12 protein-coding genes are annotated in these 14,467 nt (G+C 58.4%); 7 read left to right on the top strand and 5 right to left on the bottom strand.

Annotated elements, in window-relative coordinates; translation table 11 throughout:
• The first annotated feature begins 28 nt into the window (after window positions 1–28).
• The 7 genes from cysQ (at window position 29) to ACR3ES_RS02995 (ending at window position 8,046) form a co-directional block, all read left to right on the top strand.
• Window positions 29–826 (top strand): 3'(2'),5'-bisphosphate nucleotidase CysQ, encoded by a 798-nt coding sequence (gene cysQ, locus ACR3ES_RS03025; protein WP_170431473.1) that lies wholly within the window; start codon window positions 29–31, stop codon window positions 824–826.
• Window positions 826–1,626, top strand: coding sequence for a 3-deoxy-manno-octulosonate cytidylyltransferase family protein (locus ACR3ES_RS03020; protein WP_170431475.1), 801 nt, complete (start codon window positions 826–828; stop codon window positions 1,624–1,626). The genes cysQ and ACR3ES_RS03020 overlap by 1 nt, the downstream gene beginning before the upstream one ends.
• A gap of 70 nt (window positions 1,627–1,696) precedes the next feature.
• The gene (gene galE, locus ACR3ES_RS03015; protein ID WP_480424779.1) at window positions 1,697–2,680 is read left to right on the top strand and encodes a UDP-glucose 4-epimerase GalE; all 984 of its coding nucleotides are present in this window, start codon (window positions 1,697–1,699) and stop codon (window positions 2,678–2,680) included.
• Window positions 2,681–2,690: 10 nt separating this feature from the next.
• Window positions 2,691–3,734, top strand: coding sequence for a glycosyltransferase family 2 protein (locus ACR3ES_RS03010; protein ID WP_170431720.1), 1,044 nt, complete (start codon window positions 2,691–2,693; stop codon window positions 3,732–3,734).
• 188 nt (window positions 3,735–3,922) lie between these two features.
• The gene (locus tag ACR3ES_RS03005) at window positions 3,923–4,909 is read left to right on the top strand and encodes a glycosyltransferase family 2 protein (protein WP_170431721.1); all 987 of its coding nucleotides are present in this window, start codon (window positions 3,923–3,925) and stop codon (window positions 4,907–4,909) included.
• Window positions 4,906–6,606, top strand: a complete 1,701-nt coding sequence (locus tag ACR3ES_RS03000; protein WP_170431478.1) for a DUF5927 domain-containing protein — start codon at window positions 4,906–4,908, stop codon at window positions 6,604–6,606. The genes ACR3ES_RS03005 and ACR3ES_RS03000 overlap by 4 nt, the downstream gene beginning before the upstream one ends.
• A 6-nt stretch (window positions 6,607–6,612) precedes the next feature.
• Window positions 6,613–8,046: a sulfotransferase family protein gene (locus ACR3ES_RS02995; RefSeq protein ID WP_170431480.1), complete on the top strand. Its 1,434-nt coding sequence runs from the start codon at window positions 6,613–6,615 to the stop codon at window positions 8,044–8,046.
• A 7-nt stretch (window positions 8,047–8,053) separates the two neighbouring features.
• Here ACR3ES_RS02995 and ACR3ES_RS02990 read toward each other — a convergent pair whose 3' ends face one another.
• The 5 genes from ACR3ES_RS02990 to ACR3ES_RS02970 are packed head-to-tail and all read right to left on the bottom strand — an operon-like array spanning window position 8,054 to window position 14,373.
• Entirely contained in the window at window positions 8,054–8,572 is a 519-nt protein-coding gene (locus tag ACR3ES_RS02990) for a L,D-transpeptidase family protein (protein WP_170431482.1), read from the bottom strand.
• A gap of 58 nt (window positions 8,573–8,630) precedes the next feature.
• Window positions 8,631–9,416: an ion transporter gene (locus ACR3ES_RS02985; RefSeq protein WP_170431484.1), complete on the bottom strand. Its 786-nt coding sequence runs from the start codon at window positions 9,414–9,416 to the stop codon at window positions 8,631–8,633.
• Window positions 9,417–9,436: 20 nt separating this feature from the next.
• Window positions 9,437–10,666 (bottom strand): class I SAM-dependent RNA methyltransferase, encoded by a 1,230-nt coding sequence (locus ACR3ES_RS02980; RefSeq protein ID WP_170431486.1) that lies wholly within the window; start codon window positions 10,664–10,666, stop codon window positions 9,437–9,439.
• 39 nt (window positions 10,667–10,705) lie between these two features.
• The gene (locus ACR3ES_RS02975) at window positions 10,706–12,538 is read right to left on the bottom strand and encodes an ABC transporter ATP-binding protein (RefSeq protein ID WP_480424776.1); all 1,833 of its coding nucleotides are present in this window, start codon (window positions 12,536–12,538) and stop codon (window positions 10,706–10,708) included.
• Window positions 12,535–14,373, bottom strand: a complete 1,839-nt coding sequence (locus ACR3ES_RS02970) for an ABC transporter ATP-binding protein (RefSeq protein WP_170431490.1) — start codon at window positions 14,371–14,373, stop codon at window positions 12,535–12,537. The genes ACR3ES_RS02975 and ACR3ES_RS02970 overlap by 4 nt, the downstream gene beginning before the upstream one ends.
• Window positions 14,374–14,467 lie beyond the last annotated feature (94 nt).

The following is a 14,467-nucleotide window of genomic DNA, read 5'->3' as shown; positions in this document are numbered from 1 at the left end:
CAACAAACCACAGGAACGGAGCTTTTTTGTGACCTATGACGCCCTTATTCCAGTCATCCGGCGGCTGGCCATTGAGGCCGGTGACAAGATCATGGAGATCTACGAGGCGGATGATTTCGACGTGAAGGTCAAATCAGATTCAAGCCCCGTGACGGAGGCGGATGAGGCCGCCGACGCCCTGATCTCGGCCGGCCTGCGTCAAGCCTTTCCCGACATCCTTCTGGTGACCGAAGAACAGGCCGCTTCACACGCAAAAAAGGGCGATACCTTCCTGATCGTCGACCCACTGGACGGTACCAAGGAATTCATCAACCGGCGCGGCGATTTCACGGTCAACATCGCGCTTGTCGAGAACGGTGTGCCAACAAGGGGCGTGGTTTACGCACCCGCGCGCGGCCGCATGTTTTATACGCAGGCCGATGGTCAGTCGGTCGAGGAAACCGGGGCGCTGAACAAAGACCAGCCTGGCGATTCAGCCCCTATATCAGTCTCTAACCCGGACAATTCCGCCCTTTTGGTCGTGGCCTCCAAGTCCCATCGCGATCAGGCCACCGACGACTACATCAATAAGTATCAGGTGCAGGACAGCAAGAGCGCGGGCTCCTCGCTGAAATTCTGCCTTGTCGCAACGGGTGAGGCCGACATTTACCCAAGGGTCGGACGCACGATGGAGTGGGACACCGCCGCAGGACACGCCGTGCTGGCCGGTGCAGGTGGCCACGTGGTCCGCTTTGACGATCATACGCCGCTGGCGTACGGCAAAGACGGCTATGCAAACCCGTTTTTTATCGCCTATGCCCCGGGTGTGGAGCTGAAAGAGGCCTGATGTCGGTTCTGATCGCGATACCTGCCCGATACGCCTCAACCCGCTATCCCGGCAAACCGCTGGTGCCCCTGAGCGGAGCAAATGGAACTGCGGTGACGCTGATCGAACGGTCCTGGCGCGCGGCCAAGTCGGTTTCAGGCGTGGACCGCGTTGTCGTCGCCACGGATGACGACCGCATTCGCGACGTGGCCGAAGGGTTCGGGGCCGAGGTTGTCATGACGTCCGAGACCTGCGGAAATGGAACCGAACGCTGTGCTGAAGCCCACGAGGTGTTGGGCGGCGGTTACGAGATAGTGGTGAACCTGCAGGGCGATGCGCCACTGACGCCGCACTGGTTCGTGGAAGACCTGATTTCGGGCCTGCGTTCCGCGCCGGATGCTGGGGTCGCGACACCGGTGCTGCGCTGCGATGGCAACGCGCTGAACAGCCTGTTGAACGACCGCAAACACGGGCGCGTCGGCGGGACAACGGCCGTGTTTGCCGCCGATCACAGCGCAATGTACTTCTCAAAAGAGGTCGTGCCCTACACGGCGCAGACTTATGGCGGGGATGCGCCCACACCGGTGTTTCATCATGTTGGTGTCTATGCCTATCGTCCGGACGCGCTGGCCGCGTATCCCGGTTGGCCAATCGGACCACTGGAACAGCTTGAGGGTCTTGAACAACTGAGGTTCATGGAAAACGGCCGCAAGGTTCTGTGTGTCGAGGTCGAGGCTAAAGGCCGCCAGTTCTGGGAGTTGAACAACCCGCAGGACGTGCCGAAGATTGAGGAGATGATGGCCGCCATGGGGTTGGAGTGACCCGTTTTCCCCATTACGCCGCTTCCCCGCATAACCTAGGCTGGCCTGACAAGCAGGGATTGGATCGCTCATGTCGACTGTACTGGTAACCGGTGGCGCCGGATACATTGGATCGCATGCCTGCAAGGCGTTGGCGCGGGCAGGTTATACGCCGGTGACCTACGACAACCTGATCACCGGGTGGCAGGACGCGGTGAAGTTTGGCCCGTTTGAGCACGGCGACCTGCTGGATCGGGCGCGGCTGGATGAGGTTTTTGCCAAACACCAACCCGCCGCGGTCATGCATTTTGCGGCTCTGAGCCAGGTGGGTGAAGCGATGCAAGAGCCCGGCAGGTATTGGTCGAACAATGTCACAGGATCGCTGGCCCTGATCGAGGCGGCGGTTGCAGCCGAATGTCTGGATTTCGTCTTTTCGTCGACCTGCGCGACTTATGGCGACCATGACAACGTTGTTCTGGATGAAAACACATCTCAGCACCCTCTGAACGCTTATGGCGCATCAAAACGCGCGATTGAGGATATCCTTAGGGATTTCGAGGCCGCACATGGGCTGCGCCATGTGATCTTTCGCTATTTCAACGTGGCCGGTGCAGACCCTGATAGTGAGGTCGGTGAATTCCATCGACCAGAGACGCATCTGATCCCGCTGATGCTGGACGCAATTGATGGCAAACGGGATGGTCTGACGGTTTTTGGCACCGACTACGATACCCCGGACGGCACCTGCAGCCGCGACTATGTGCATGTCTGCGATCTAGTCGACGCGCATGTGCTGGGTTTAGAGTGGCTGGAAAACGGCAAAGGCAGCCGCGTTTTTAACCTTGGGACCGGCTCGGGGTTCTCGGTGCTCGAAGTGATCGACAAATCAAAATCCGTCACCAACCGACCGGTGCCCCATATCATCGGTCCGCGACGCGCTGGCGATTGCACCAAACTCGTCTCCGGTTCGGCCCGCGCCGAAACGGAGCTGGGCTGGACGCCAAAAAGGTCCACGTTAGAGACTATGATCACTGATGCATGGCGCTGGCACCAAACCGGACATTACGAAAAGTGAGGGTGCGGTGATGACCGGCGCGGCGGCTCATGCTCTGCCTCAGATTAGCTGGGCGCAAAAGTACCGCCTGCGCTGGAAACGCCGTCGCCTGTTGTGGAGGTCTCTGCGCAGTCGCACGCAGCTGTCCAATCTTAAGGATAAAACGAGCCAGATCGCGCGCGGAGATATTCTGGCCTTCACGACGCTGCGCAACGAAATCAACCGATTGCCCTGGTACTTCCGCCACTATCGCCGGCTTGGCGTGAACCACTTTCTGATCGTGGACAATGGCAGCGACGATCGATCGGTCGAGTACCTGCTGGATCAACCGGATGTGTCACTGTGGCAGACCCATGCCAGCTATCGCGCGGCCCGATACGGGTTGGACTGGCTGACATGGTTACAGATGCGGTATGGCCATGGACACTGGACCCTGATGGCGGATGCGGACGAGTTGTTGATCTACGCCCATCACGAAACGCGGTCCCTGCAGGACCTGAAGGCCTGGCTGGACCAGACCGGGCGGTCCGCATTCGGGGCGCTGATGCTGGATCTTTACCCGAAAGGACCATTGGGCACTCAGGATCATGATCCGGAAACAGACCCCACCAAGACGCTGTGCTGGTTCGATGCCGCGCCATACCGCGCTGCGCGACAAAGCCCAATGGGCAATCTGTGGGTTCAGGGCGGCGCGCGTGAGCGCATGTTCTTTGCCCAAACCCGGAAACGCTCACCCACGTTGAACAAGATCCCGTTGGTTCGATGGTCGCGACACTATGCTTTTGTGAATTCCTGTCATTCGGCCCTACCCAGATATCTGAACACACTCTATGATGGACCGGACGGTGACACGCCGTCGGGTGTTTTGTTGCATACAAAGTTTCTGCCGGAAGTTGTTGAAAAGTCCCGGATCGAAAAACAGCGGCGCCAGCATTTTCACGATCCCGACCAATTCGCGCCTTACTATGATGGAATTATCAGTCGGCCCGTTATGTGGGCCCCCGAGTCCCAACGCTACACGGGTTGGAAGCAGTTGCAGCAGCTTGGGTTGATGAATGATGGCGGTTGGGCCTGAGGGCAGAACAAAAAGGACCAAAATACCATGCCGGAAACTAACGTCTTTTAAATCCGTTGCCTCGAAAGATGCAAAAGTGGCATAAAACCTCAATATCCCGGCACCAAACAGAATTTGGCGGGCCAGGGGGTCGCTCGCGTTAAAAACAAAGGTTGGGCAGTCACGTGAGCCTGTTGGACTCTTACCGGATGAGATTGCGGCGCAAGCGCCGTATTCTGCGCTGCCTGAAAAAGCGTCACGAATTGAAGCCTGCCAGCGCCAATACGGATGCAATCCAGCCCGGCGACGTGCTTTTGATGAGCGTCGTGCGCAACGAAAAGATCCGCCTGCCTTTCTTTCTGGACTATTACCGCACGCTGGGCATCGACCACTTTCTGTTCGTCGACAATGACAGCGGCGATGGCAGCTTTGAATTTCTACAGGCGCAACCCGATGTGTCTGTCTGGCGCACGACGACCAGCTATCGTCGCTCGACCTTCGGAATTGACTGGTCCAATTATCTGCTACGCAAATATGCGCACGGGCACTGGGTTCTAACCGTCGATCCCGATGAGTTCTTTATCTATCCGTTCTGCGACACGCGCCCGATCCGCGCGCTGACCGATTGGCTGGACGGATGCGCCGTGCGCAGTTTCGGAACTATGCTGATCGACATGTATCCGCAAGGCCCTGTCGACGATCAACCCTATCACGAGGGGCAGGACCCGTTCGAAATTGCGCGGTGGTTCGATTCCGGTAACTACATGATCACGCGCAATCCGGACTACGGGAACCTGTGGATTCAGGGCGGCCCGCGCGCACGGGTTTTCTTTCAGGAGACCCCGTCTAAAGCACCAGCGCTGAACAAGATTCCCCTGGTGAAGTGGGATCGGCGCTATGTTTATGTCAGCTCGACCCATTCCCTGCTGCCGCGGGGCCTGAACCAGGTCTACGATGAATGGGGTGGGGAAAAGACCAGCGGTGCCTTGTTGCATGCCAAGCTGATCGACACGCTGGGTGAAAAAGCGCGGGAGGAGCTGCAGCGAGGCGAGCATTATCGCAGGTCCGGCGAGTACAAGGCCTATGCCGAGCAGCTAGAGAGCAAACCGGTCTTTTGGTGTGACCGGTCCGAAAAGTACATCAATTGGCGGCAGCTCGAGATTCTGGGTCTTATGTCCAAAGGAAACTGGGCATGAGCAGTCTTGGCATCGTCATGCTGGTACACACGGCACTGGACCGCGCCGAACAGGTCGCCCGCCACTGGACCAAGGCGGGATGCCCCGTGGTGATCCATGTCGATCGCAAAGTGCCCGACGATGTGTATTCCGAATTTGTGAGCGCCTGTTCGGACGATCCGCAGATTGCGTTTTCCGAGCGTCACACCTGTGAATGGGGAGGCTGGGGCATTGTTGCGGCATCACAATCCGCGTCAGAGCAGATGCTCAAGGACTTCCCGGATGTCCGCCATGTATTCCTGTCCTCGGGTGCCTGCCTGCCGCTGCGCCCGGTACAGGAGTTGATCGACTATCTGTCCGACCGACCTCGCGTCGACTTTATCGAAAGCGCAACCACGGCGGATGTCAGCTGGACCATCGGCGGGCTGGATCACGAACGCTTTACGCTGCGCTTCCCGTTTTCCTGGCGCAAACACCGCAAACTGTTTGACCGGTATGTCAAACTGCAACGCGCCCTGGGCATCCGCCGGCGCATCCCGGAGGGTCTGGTACCTCACATGGGAAGCCAGTGGTGGTGTTTGACCCGGCAAACCCTGTCCGCAATTCTGCAAGACCCCAAACGCCAGACATACGACACGTATTTTCGCCACGTCTGGATACCGGATGAAAGCTATTTCCAAACCTTGGCGCGGCTTTATTCCACACATATCGAAAGTCGGTCGCTGACTCTGTCCAAGTTCGACTATCAGGGACGCCCGCACATCTTTTACGACGATCACCTGCAACTGTTACGCCGGTCCGATTGCTTTGTCGCTCGAAAAATCTGGTGGCGTGCCGACCGTCTCTACCAGTCCTTTCTTACGGATGCGGCTGGTGCCATGAAACCGGCGGAACCGAATCCGGGCAAGATCGACCGCCTGTTTGCCAAGGCGGTCGAACGGCGCACCCGGGGCCGGGACGGGTTGTACATGCAAAGTCGCTTTCCGCGACATGGCAGCGAGAATGGTCTGACCTCGTCGCGGTATTCCGTGTTTCAGGGGTTCACCGAACTGTTCGAAGACTTCGAGCCCTGGCTGACGCAGACAACCGGTGCCAAGGTGCACGGGCATCTTTTTGGACCGGAGCGGGCCGAGTTCGCCCAGGGCGAGACAATAACCAATGGTGCGCTCAGCGACTGCGCGACACTGCGCGATTACAACCCGACGGCATTTCTGTCGAACCTGATCTGGAACACGCGCGGCGAGCGCCAGTGCTTTCAGTTCGGGCCGACCGACACGCAAAAAGTCAACTGGTTTCTGGCCCGTGACAAGAATGCACAGATATCGGTCATCACCGGTGCCTGGGCCATCCCGTTGTTTCGGTCGAACATGAACTTTGCCGATATCCGTAACGAGGCCGCGCGCCTGCAGCAAATCGAAACCAAACAGCTTGAGATTCTGACATCCGTCTGGACCAAAGCAAGAGTGCGCAGCTGGTCTCTGGCAGAATTTGTCGAATCGCCGATGGAACCCCTGCAATCCGTCACCGAGGAAATCGGGCCGCAACACTTCAGCCACCTGACCGAGGCCCCGACCATGGTCGATCTGTCCGGTTTCGGGCAATTCCTGCAAAACCTCAAGAATCAGGGCATGCACCCCTATCTCATGGGCGATTTTCCAGCAGACGATGTGTTCGGGTCCCAGACAAAACCCTTCCGCAAACCTTACTTGGTTCAATAAATACGCATGTCTGCGAAGTTCGACTATTTCATTATTCTGGCCGCCATGCGCACCGGTTCGAACCTGCTGGAAGCCAATCTGAACGCGCTTGACGGTGTGACCTGTCATGGCGAGGCGTTCAATCCACACTTCATCGGCCGCCTGAAATCCAACGACTTGCTGGGCGTATCGCTGGACGAACGCGATGCCGATCCATCCCGGCTCATCACGGCCATTCGGAACGGTTCAGAGGGCTTGGGTGGATTCCGTTATTTTCGGGACCATGACGCCCGCGTTCTGGAGCCGGCCCTGAACGATCCTCGTTGCGCCAAGATCATTCTGACGCGCAATCCACTGGACAGCTACCTGTCTCTCAAGATCGCGCGAAAAACCAAACAGTGGCAGCTGAAGAACATCAAACGCCGTCTCGACGCGCAGGTCGAATTTCTTGCCAAGGAGTTCTTAGAATACGTTGAGCAACTGCAGGATTATCATCAGTTTCTGCTTGCCCACCTGCAAAAGTCGGGCCAGACGCCGTTCTTCATTGGCTATGACGATCTGAACCAGTTGGACATTCTGAACGGTCTGGCGGCCTGGCTGGGGGTTGCGGCACGGTTGACTGGTCTGGACGATACGTTAAAGCCGCAAAACCCGGCCCCGCCCCGGTCAAAGGTGACCAACCCCGATCAGATGGAGCAGGCCCTGTCCGAAATGGATGGCTTCAACCTGTACCGGACGCCGAATTACGAGCCGCGTCGCAGCCCGGCGGTCGGGACCTACATCGCGGCCCCTGCGACGCCTGTGATGTATCTGCCGTTGCGCAGCGGTATAGAACCAGTGGTCAATCAGTGGCTCGCGGACTTGGATTCCGTTGGCATCGACGGTCTGATCACGGATCAAAGCCGCAAACAGGTTCGGGACTGGATGCAATCGCACCCGGGCCATCGCAAGTTCACCGTCCTACGGCACCCCTTAGCCCGCGCGCATACCGCTTTTTGTACGCGCATTCTGGACAAAGGCTCTGACAGCTATCACGTGATCCGACACACATTGCGCAACCGATTCAAATTGCCGATCCCCGGTCAGGTGCGGGCAAACAACTACTCGCAAGATCAGCATTATGATGCGTTTGCAGCGTTCCTGACATTCCTGCGCCAGAACCTAAATGGGCAGACACCGATCCGGGTGGACGGAACATGGTGCAGCCAATCGCAAGCGCTGGACGGGATGTCCGGATTTGCCGCGCCCGATCTGATCCTCAGGGAGGAAGAGTTGCCCACCGCACTACCCGATCTGGCGCGCAGGCTGGGGCATGCGGCTCCGCCGCAACCGGGACAAAACACGCCAGACACGCCATTCACTTTGGGCCAGATATATGACGCCCGGCTTGAGGCGCTGGCGGCCGAGGCGTATCCGCGTGACTATATGCAGTTTGGATTTGGCAACTGGGTGCCGGCTTAGCCCTGCCTCAAGGGCGCAGGGTGATCAATGTGCCCCGGTTCACCATCGCATAGATTTCTTCCATCTCGTCATTCTTGACGGCGATGCAGCCCGCGGTCCAGTCCGGCGTCTTTTTCGCACGCTTATATTCCGAGCGTCGATTGGGCTGGCCATGAATGAATATGTCCCCACCGGGATCGACACCCGCAGCCTTGGCCTGCGCGATGTCCTGCGAGTTGGGATAAGAAATACCCAGCGATAAATGAAAGCTGCTGCGCGGGTTGCGGCGGTCGATGAGATAGGTGCCTTCGGGTGTGCGGCCGTCCCCACGTTTGGTCTTGGTCCCGTCGGGCGCAAATCCCAAATCCACCTCGTATTCCCGCAGGATCTGCTCATTGTGCAAAAGATAGAGTTTGCGCGCGCCCTTGTTGACGACCAAAGAGGTCACCTCGGGACCATCATAGGTCAGAAATTTTGGGCTGGCTGAGGCACAAGCCGATAAGCTCAGCGTTGCCATTGCCCCCAATCCAAATGCTCGACGATCCATGTTTTCACTGCCTGCTGTTTTTTGGGAACTATTATGCCAAAAAAACAATAAACTGAAATCACTTTTTCATGTTCGACTGCTCAATTAAGTGGCGTTCGATGATTTCCAGCCGCTCCAGCACCTGATCGCGATAAGCATCGGTTTTCACTTCATCCTCGGCATGATGGGCGTCCTGCATCGAGTTCACGATCAGACCCACAAGCAAGTTCACCACCGCAAAGGTTGTGACCATGATGAAGGGCACAAAGAACATCCAGGCATACGGGTACACATCCATCACCGGCCGAACGATCCCCATGGACCAGCTTTCCAGCGTCATGATCTGGAACAGGGTGTAGGCCGACAGACCAAGATCGCCGAACCATACGGGGAAGGACTGTGAGAACAGTTTGGTTGCGATCACCGCGCCGATGTAAAACAGGATGGCCATCAGCAGGAAGACACTGGCCATTCCGGGTAGTGCTGAAATGAACCCCTCGACCACGCGGCGCAATCGCGGGGCAACGGAAATGACCCGCAACACCCGCAGGATTCGCAGCGCTCGCAGCACCGACAGACCCCCGCCGCCTGGGATCAGAGCGATGCCGACGATCACGAAATCAAAGATGTTCCAGCCACTTGTGAAAAACCTGCGCCCTGTGACGATTAGTTTTGAGCCGATTTCGGCAACGAAAATCGCCAGGCAGACCTGATCGAGAAACACGATCAGCGGCCCGGCCTGTTCCATCAGCGTCGGTGATGTCTCCATGCCCAACAGCACGGCGTTGAAGATGATCACACCAGTGATGAAGCGGCTGAAAGCCGGAGCCTCGATAACGGTCAGCAAACGCTGTCTGAACCCCATTCTGCCTGTCTCCTGTCTGCTCAAGATGCGGGGTTCAGCACAAACCGCGCCGCAAGTTCCGTATGTGACGACCATCGAAATTGGTCAACGACCTGTACCCATTCAAGGGTGTAACCCGCGTTAACAATGGTTTTTGCGTCGCGCGCAAAGGTCACCGGGTTACAGGATACATAGGCAATGACCGGGCGTTTGGCCTGAACCAGCTGGGCGACCTGCGCTTCGGCCCCCGCGCGAGGCGGATCCAGAACAACGGCGTCGAACCGCGTCAACTCGTCGGGCATCAGTGGGCGGCGAAACAGGTCGCGCGCCTCGGTGGTGACTTGTTTGAGCCCTTTTGCCTTTCGCCAACCCTGCTCCAGCGCCTTGGTCATCGCGGCGTCGCCTTCAGCCGCGTGTATCTCGGCGGTTTGCGCCAGTGGCAATGAAAACGTCCCGCACCCGGCAAACAGATCAACGATCCGCCGAGCTCCCTGCGTCGCTTCACGAATGGCCTGTATTAGAGCCTGTTCTCCATCCTCGGTGGCTTGCAAAAAAGCGCCGGGCGGTGGCGTGACATCAGCGGTGCCAAAGCGCTGAACCGGCGGGTGTCGCGTGGCAATGACTTCGTCGTCCCAACTCAGGCGAGCCAAAAGATGCTTTTCGCTGATCCGAGCCAGGGTCAGTTCCAGCGGGCCGTCCAGTGGTTTGCCACCTTTGACCGCAACGTCCAGACCGCCCTCGGACAGGGTCAGGGTAACGGCCAGAACGCCCTTGCGGCTGCCGCCCAATACCGCCAGCTCTTTGGCGAGAGGGATCGCAGCGATCAACTTGGGGTCCAGCAGCTGGCAGTCCGGGATCTCTGTGATCGTCTCAGATGCGCGGGCGTGGAACCCGGCCAACGCGCCCTTTTTGGTGCGTCGCACAGCAATTGTGGCGCGGCGCCGGGATCGGTCCGGCGATGTGTGGATCGGCCGCATCGGGGCCTCAAGCCCTTGCGCGGCCAGCGCGGTGCGAACCACGTCTACCTTCCAGTCGGAGACAAACGCGTCGGATGCGTGTTGCAATTGGCAGCCCCCGCACGATTTGTAATGACGGCAGAGGGCTTGCACACGGTTTTCGGATGGAGTCTGGACGCGAATATTTTCCAGAAATTGACCCAGCAGTGTGCCGGTGACCACTTCGCCTGGTAGGGTGCGTGGCGCGTAGACCGGCCCATCTGCGACACCGTCGCCCTGATGTCCAAGGCGGTTTATGGTGAATTGCTGGGTCATGGACGCCTGATACCGGGGGTTGGTGCGCAACAAAACCCCTTATTCGGCGGCCTCAGCCTGAATGAACCCGCCTGATTGGCGATGCCAGAACCTTGCATACAGCCCGCCCTTTTCAAGCAGGACATCATGGGTTCCGCTTTCCACGATACGCCCGTGATCCAGAACGACGATGCGGTCCATCTCGCTGAGGGTCGACAACCGGTGTGCGATTGCGAGGACGGTCTTGCCCTGCATGACGCGGTGCAATGCGGTCTGAATCGACGCTTCGACCTCGGAATCAAGTGCCGACGTTGCTTCGTCCAGCACCAGGATCGGCGCATCCTTGAGAATTGCGCGCGCCAAAGCGATCCGCTGGCGCTGGCCGCCGCTGAGCTTTACGCCGCGTTCGCCCAGATGGGCGTCATACCCCGTGCGTCCGCGGGCGTCCTGAAGCCCCAGTATGAAATCATGAGCTTCGGCCTTTTTCGCGGCCTGGATCAGCTCTTCTTCGGTTGCATCAGGGCGACCGTAGAGGATGTTTTCGCGGGCCGAGCGATTGAACATCGCAGTTTCCTGCGTAACCATTCCGATCTGGCGGCGCAGGCTGTCCTGAGTAACTTGCGATATGTCCTGCCTATCGATGCGGATGGACCCATTTTCCCTGTCATAGAGCCGCAACAACAAGGACACCAAGGTTGATTTCCCGGCTCCGGATGCACCGACAATACCCAGCTTTTCGCCCGGCTGCACGTTCAGGTGAATCTCTGTCACGCCGCCAATGTCACGCCCATAGGCAAAGCTGACCGAGTCAAACGTGATGCCACCCTTGACTACCTTCAGGTCCACCGCCTGCGCCACATCCTCGACACGGTCCCGTTTGGCCAGTGTCTGCATCCCGTTCTCGATCTCACCCACGTTCGCGTACAATCCCATCAGCGTAAAGCTGACCCAGCCAGTCATCTGCGCGATACGGATCGAGACCGCGCCCGCCGCAACGATGTCTCCGGCGGTGGCCGTTCCAGCCTGCCAGAGCAACAGGGTGGCACCCAACAGCAGAACGGGCAAAATCCCGGCCAGTGTCATCAAAATGAATCGGAAACTGGCCGACAGTTTGCCGAAATCCAACGACCTTTCACGCAGCTCGACCATGGAGTTTCGCGCGGCCTGATCCTCGAACGCGGAATGCGCGAACAGCTTGACAGTTTTGATATTGGTGATCGTGTCGACCACCTGTCCCGAGACCATGGCCCGTGCACCGGCCCGTGCCGCCGACCGCATGCGAATACGCGGCAGATACCACCGCACCAGCAGGAAATACACTGCCAGCCATGCTACAAAAGGCAACATCACGAGCGGGTGAATAGAGCCTAATAAAAGCAAAGACCCCGCGAGAGAGGCGAGTGCAAAGACAATCGCACTGATCGTCTCGGACACCACAGAAGCCATCGCGTTGGATGTCTGCATCTGTTTCTGAGCGATCCGCCCGGCAAAATCGTCATCGAAATAGGTCACCGACTGCCCCAGCGTCCAGCGGTTGAGTTTGGCCAGAACCAGCGGCGGGATGTTCGGCATGACAATGTAATTATTGGACACCGACGACAGCCCAAATAGCAAGGGCCGCAACAACATGAAGAATGCCACCACACCCAGAATCATCCACATGTTCTCAGCTGTCAGAAAATTCTCAGGCCCGCTGGATGTTGCCACATCAATGACCCGTCCAAGGATCCAGGCCGTGCCAGCCTCCATCGCGCCGGCGAGTGCCGAAAAGAACGCCGCCACGAACAGCATCGGCCACGCCCCGGACAGGCTCCAGCGAATGAACGCCCCCAACGTCTGCGGTGGGGGCGTTTCGATGTTCTTGAATGGGTTGATGAGGTCGGCAATCCTCATTCAGCGGCCTCCGGGTTCATGAAACCGCCGGATTGCCGCGCCCAGAACTGAGCGTATAGACCGCCCTGCGCCAGCAGGTCGGAATGCGCGCCCTCCTCAACAATCCGTCCGGCATCCATAACCAGAATCCGGTCCATCTGAGCGATCGTGCTCAGCCGGTGGGCAATGGCTATCACGGTTTTGCCTTGCATCATGCCGTAGAGGGTCTCCTGAATCGACGCTTCAACCTCGGAATCTAGGGCGGATGTCGCCTCGTCCAACAAAAGGATCGGCGCGTCCTTGAGGATCACCCGCGCCAACGTCACCCGCTGCCGCTGACCACCGCTGAGTTTGACACCGCGTTCGCCCACATGCGCATCATAGCCGGTGCGCCCCTGCGGGTCCTGCAGGTCGAGAATGAACTCATGCGCTTCGGCCTGTTTGGCGGCGGCGATCATCTGCGCCTCAGACGCATCCGGCCGTCCATACAGAATGTTGTCGCGAACCGACCGGTGCAGCAGGGCACTGTCCTGCTGAACCATACCGATCCGGCTGCGCAGGCTGTCCTGCGTCACGCCCGAGATGTCCTGACCGTCGATCAGGATCGCGCCACGTTCCACGTCATAGAACCGCAACAACAGCTTGACCAGCGTTGATTTCCCGGCGCCCGACCGCCCGATCAGGCCGATCTTTTCGCCGGGCCGAATGGTCATGTTGATGTGGTCCAGCCCGCCGGTGTCCCGACCGTAGTGGTGCGACAGATCCCGGATCTGAATCTCGCCGGTTGTCAGTTGCAGCGGTTTGGCCCCGGCAGCGTCCAGCAGATCAATGGGCTGCGCGATGGTCTCCATGCCTTCGGCAACGATACCGAGCTGGCGAAAGAAACTGGTCAGCGCCCACATGATCCATCCGGTCATGGCATTCAGCCGAAGCGTTAACGCGGTTGCGGCAGCAACAACGCCAACCGACGCGCTGCCCTGCATCCACAGGTAAATGGCCCAACCGACAACACCAACGATCAACAGGCCGTTCAAAGTCACCAGAACGGCGTCCATGATGGTGAAAATCCGCATTTCTACCTGAAACGTGCGACGTGTCTCTTCGATAGCCTCACGCGCATAATCCAGTTCCTGCGTGTCATGTGCAAACATCTTGACCGAGTGGATGTTGGTATAGCTGTCCACCACCCTCCCGGTCACGGTCGAGCGTGCGTCCGAGGCCGCTTTGGATGCAGGTTCGACACGCCGGACCGTCCAGCGCACCAGCAGAGCATAGAAGGCAAACCAGATCAGCAGCGGGATCAGCAGGCGCGGATCTGCCGCATACAACAGGATGGCCGCGCCAATCAGATACGCCAGCGAGAATGAAATCGCGTCAAAAACCTGAAACACCACTTCACCCGCCGCAGGCGGCGTTTGCATGATGCGGTTTGCGATCCGTCCGGCAAAATCGTTCTCAAACCATCCAACGGACTGACGCAAAACATGCTTATGGGCCCGCCATCGGATCAGCGTGCCAAAGTTCGGCAGGATCGTGTTGTTTAACAGCAGCACGTCGACAAAATGCAGGATGGGACGCAACAGCATAATGAACGCGGCCATCAACAGCAGTTCGGTACCGTGATCCTGCCAGACCTCGGCTGGCGAGCCGCCCAACAGGTCGACAACGCGACCCATGTAATAGATCAGGCCAATCTCGACGCCAGCAACGATTATCGAGATAAGCGCCGTCCAGAAAAACACCCGCATAAAGGGCTGCGAGTAGTCCAGCATGAATGGCCACAGCCGGGTCGGCGGTGTGTCGGATTCCTTATAGGCGACAAAAGGGTCAACGAGGTTTTCGAAATAGCGAAACATGAAGGGTGCTCCGATTGAGCAAGACTTTAAGGGCGTGCGAAGAAAGATGGCGCCAGAACACCACCCCTACGGGTCGAGCGTTCCGGCTTTAGCC

The sequence above is a fragment of the Ruegeria sp. B1 genome (genome assembly GCF_056535885.1).
The sequence above is the reverse complement of the archived record's forward strand: the minus strand, read 5'-3'. Positions and strand labels throughout refer to the sequence as shown.

What these genes read in the sequence shown, in the direction of transcription:
- ACR3ES_RS02990 (WP_170431482.1), bottom strand. Translation starts at nt 8,572, where the DNA reads ATGGATCGTCGAGCATTTGGATTGGGGGCAATGGCAACGCTGAGCTTA.
- ACR3ES_RS03010 (WP_170431720.1), top strand. Translation starts at nt 2,691, where the DNA reads ATGACCGGCGCGGCGGCTCATGCTCTGCCTCAGATTAGCTGGGCGCAA.
- ACR3ES_RS02975 (WP_480424776.1), bottom strand. Translation starts at nt 12,538, where the DNA reads ATGAGGATTGCCGACCTCATCAACCCATTCAAGAACATCGAAACGCCC.
- galE (WP_480424779.1), top strand. Translation starts at nt 1,697, where the DNA reads ATGTCGACTGTACTGGTAACCGGTGGCGCCGGATACATTGGATCGCAT.
- ACR3ES_RS02970 (WP_170431490.1), bottom strand. Translation starts at nt 14,373, where the DNA reads ATGTTTCGCTATTTCGAAAACCTCGTTGACCCTTTTGTCGCCTATAAG.
- ACR3ES_RS02985 (WP_170431484.1), bottom strand. Translation starts at nt 9,416, where the DNA reads ATGGGGTTCAGACAGCGTTTGCTGACCGTTATCGAGGCTCCGGCTTTC.
- ACR3ES_RS02980 (WP_170431486.1), bottom strand. Translation starts at nt 10,666, where the DNA reads ATGACCCAGCAATTCACCATAAACCGCCTTGGACATCAGGGCGACGGT.
- ACR3ES_RS03000 (WP_170431478.1), top strand. Translation starts at nt 4,906, where the DNA reads ATGAGCAGTCTTGGCATCGTCATGCTGGTACACACGGCACTGGACCGC.
- ACR3ES_RS02995 (WP_170431480.1), top strand. Translation starts at nt 6,613, where the DNA reads ATGTCTGCGAAGTTCGACTATTTCATTATTCTGGCCGCCATGCGCACC.
- ACR3ES_RS03005 (WP_170431721.1), top strand. Translation starts at nt 3,923, where the DNA reads ATGAGATTGCGGCGCAAGCGCCGTATTCTGCGCTGCCTGAAAAAGCGT.
- ACR3ES_RS03020 (WP_170431475.1), top strand. Translation starts at nt 826, where the DNA reads ATGTCGGTTCTGATCGCGATACCTGCCCGATACGCCTCAACCCGCTAT.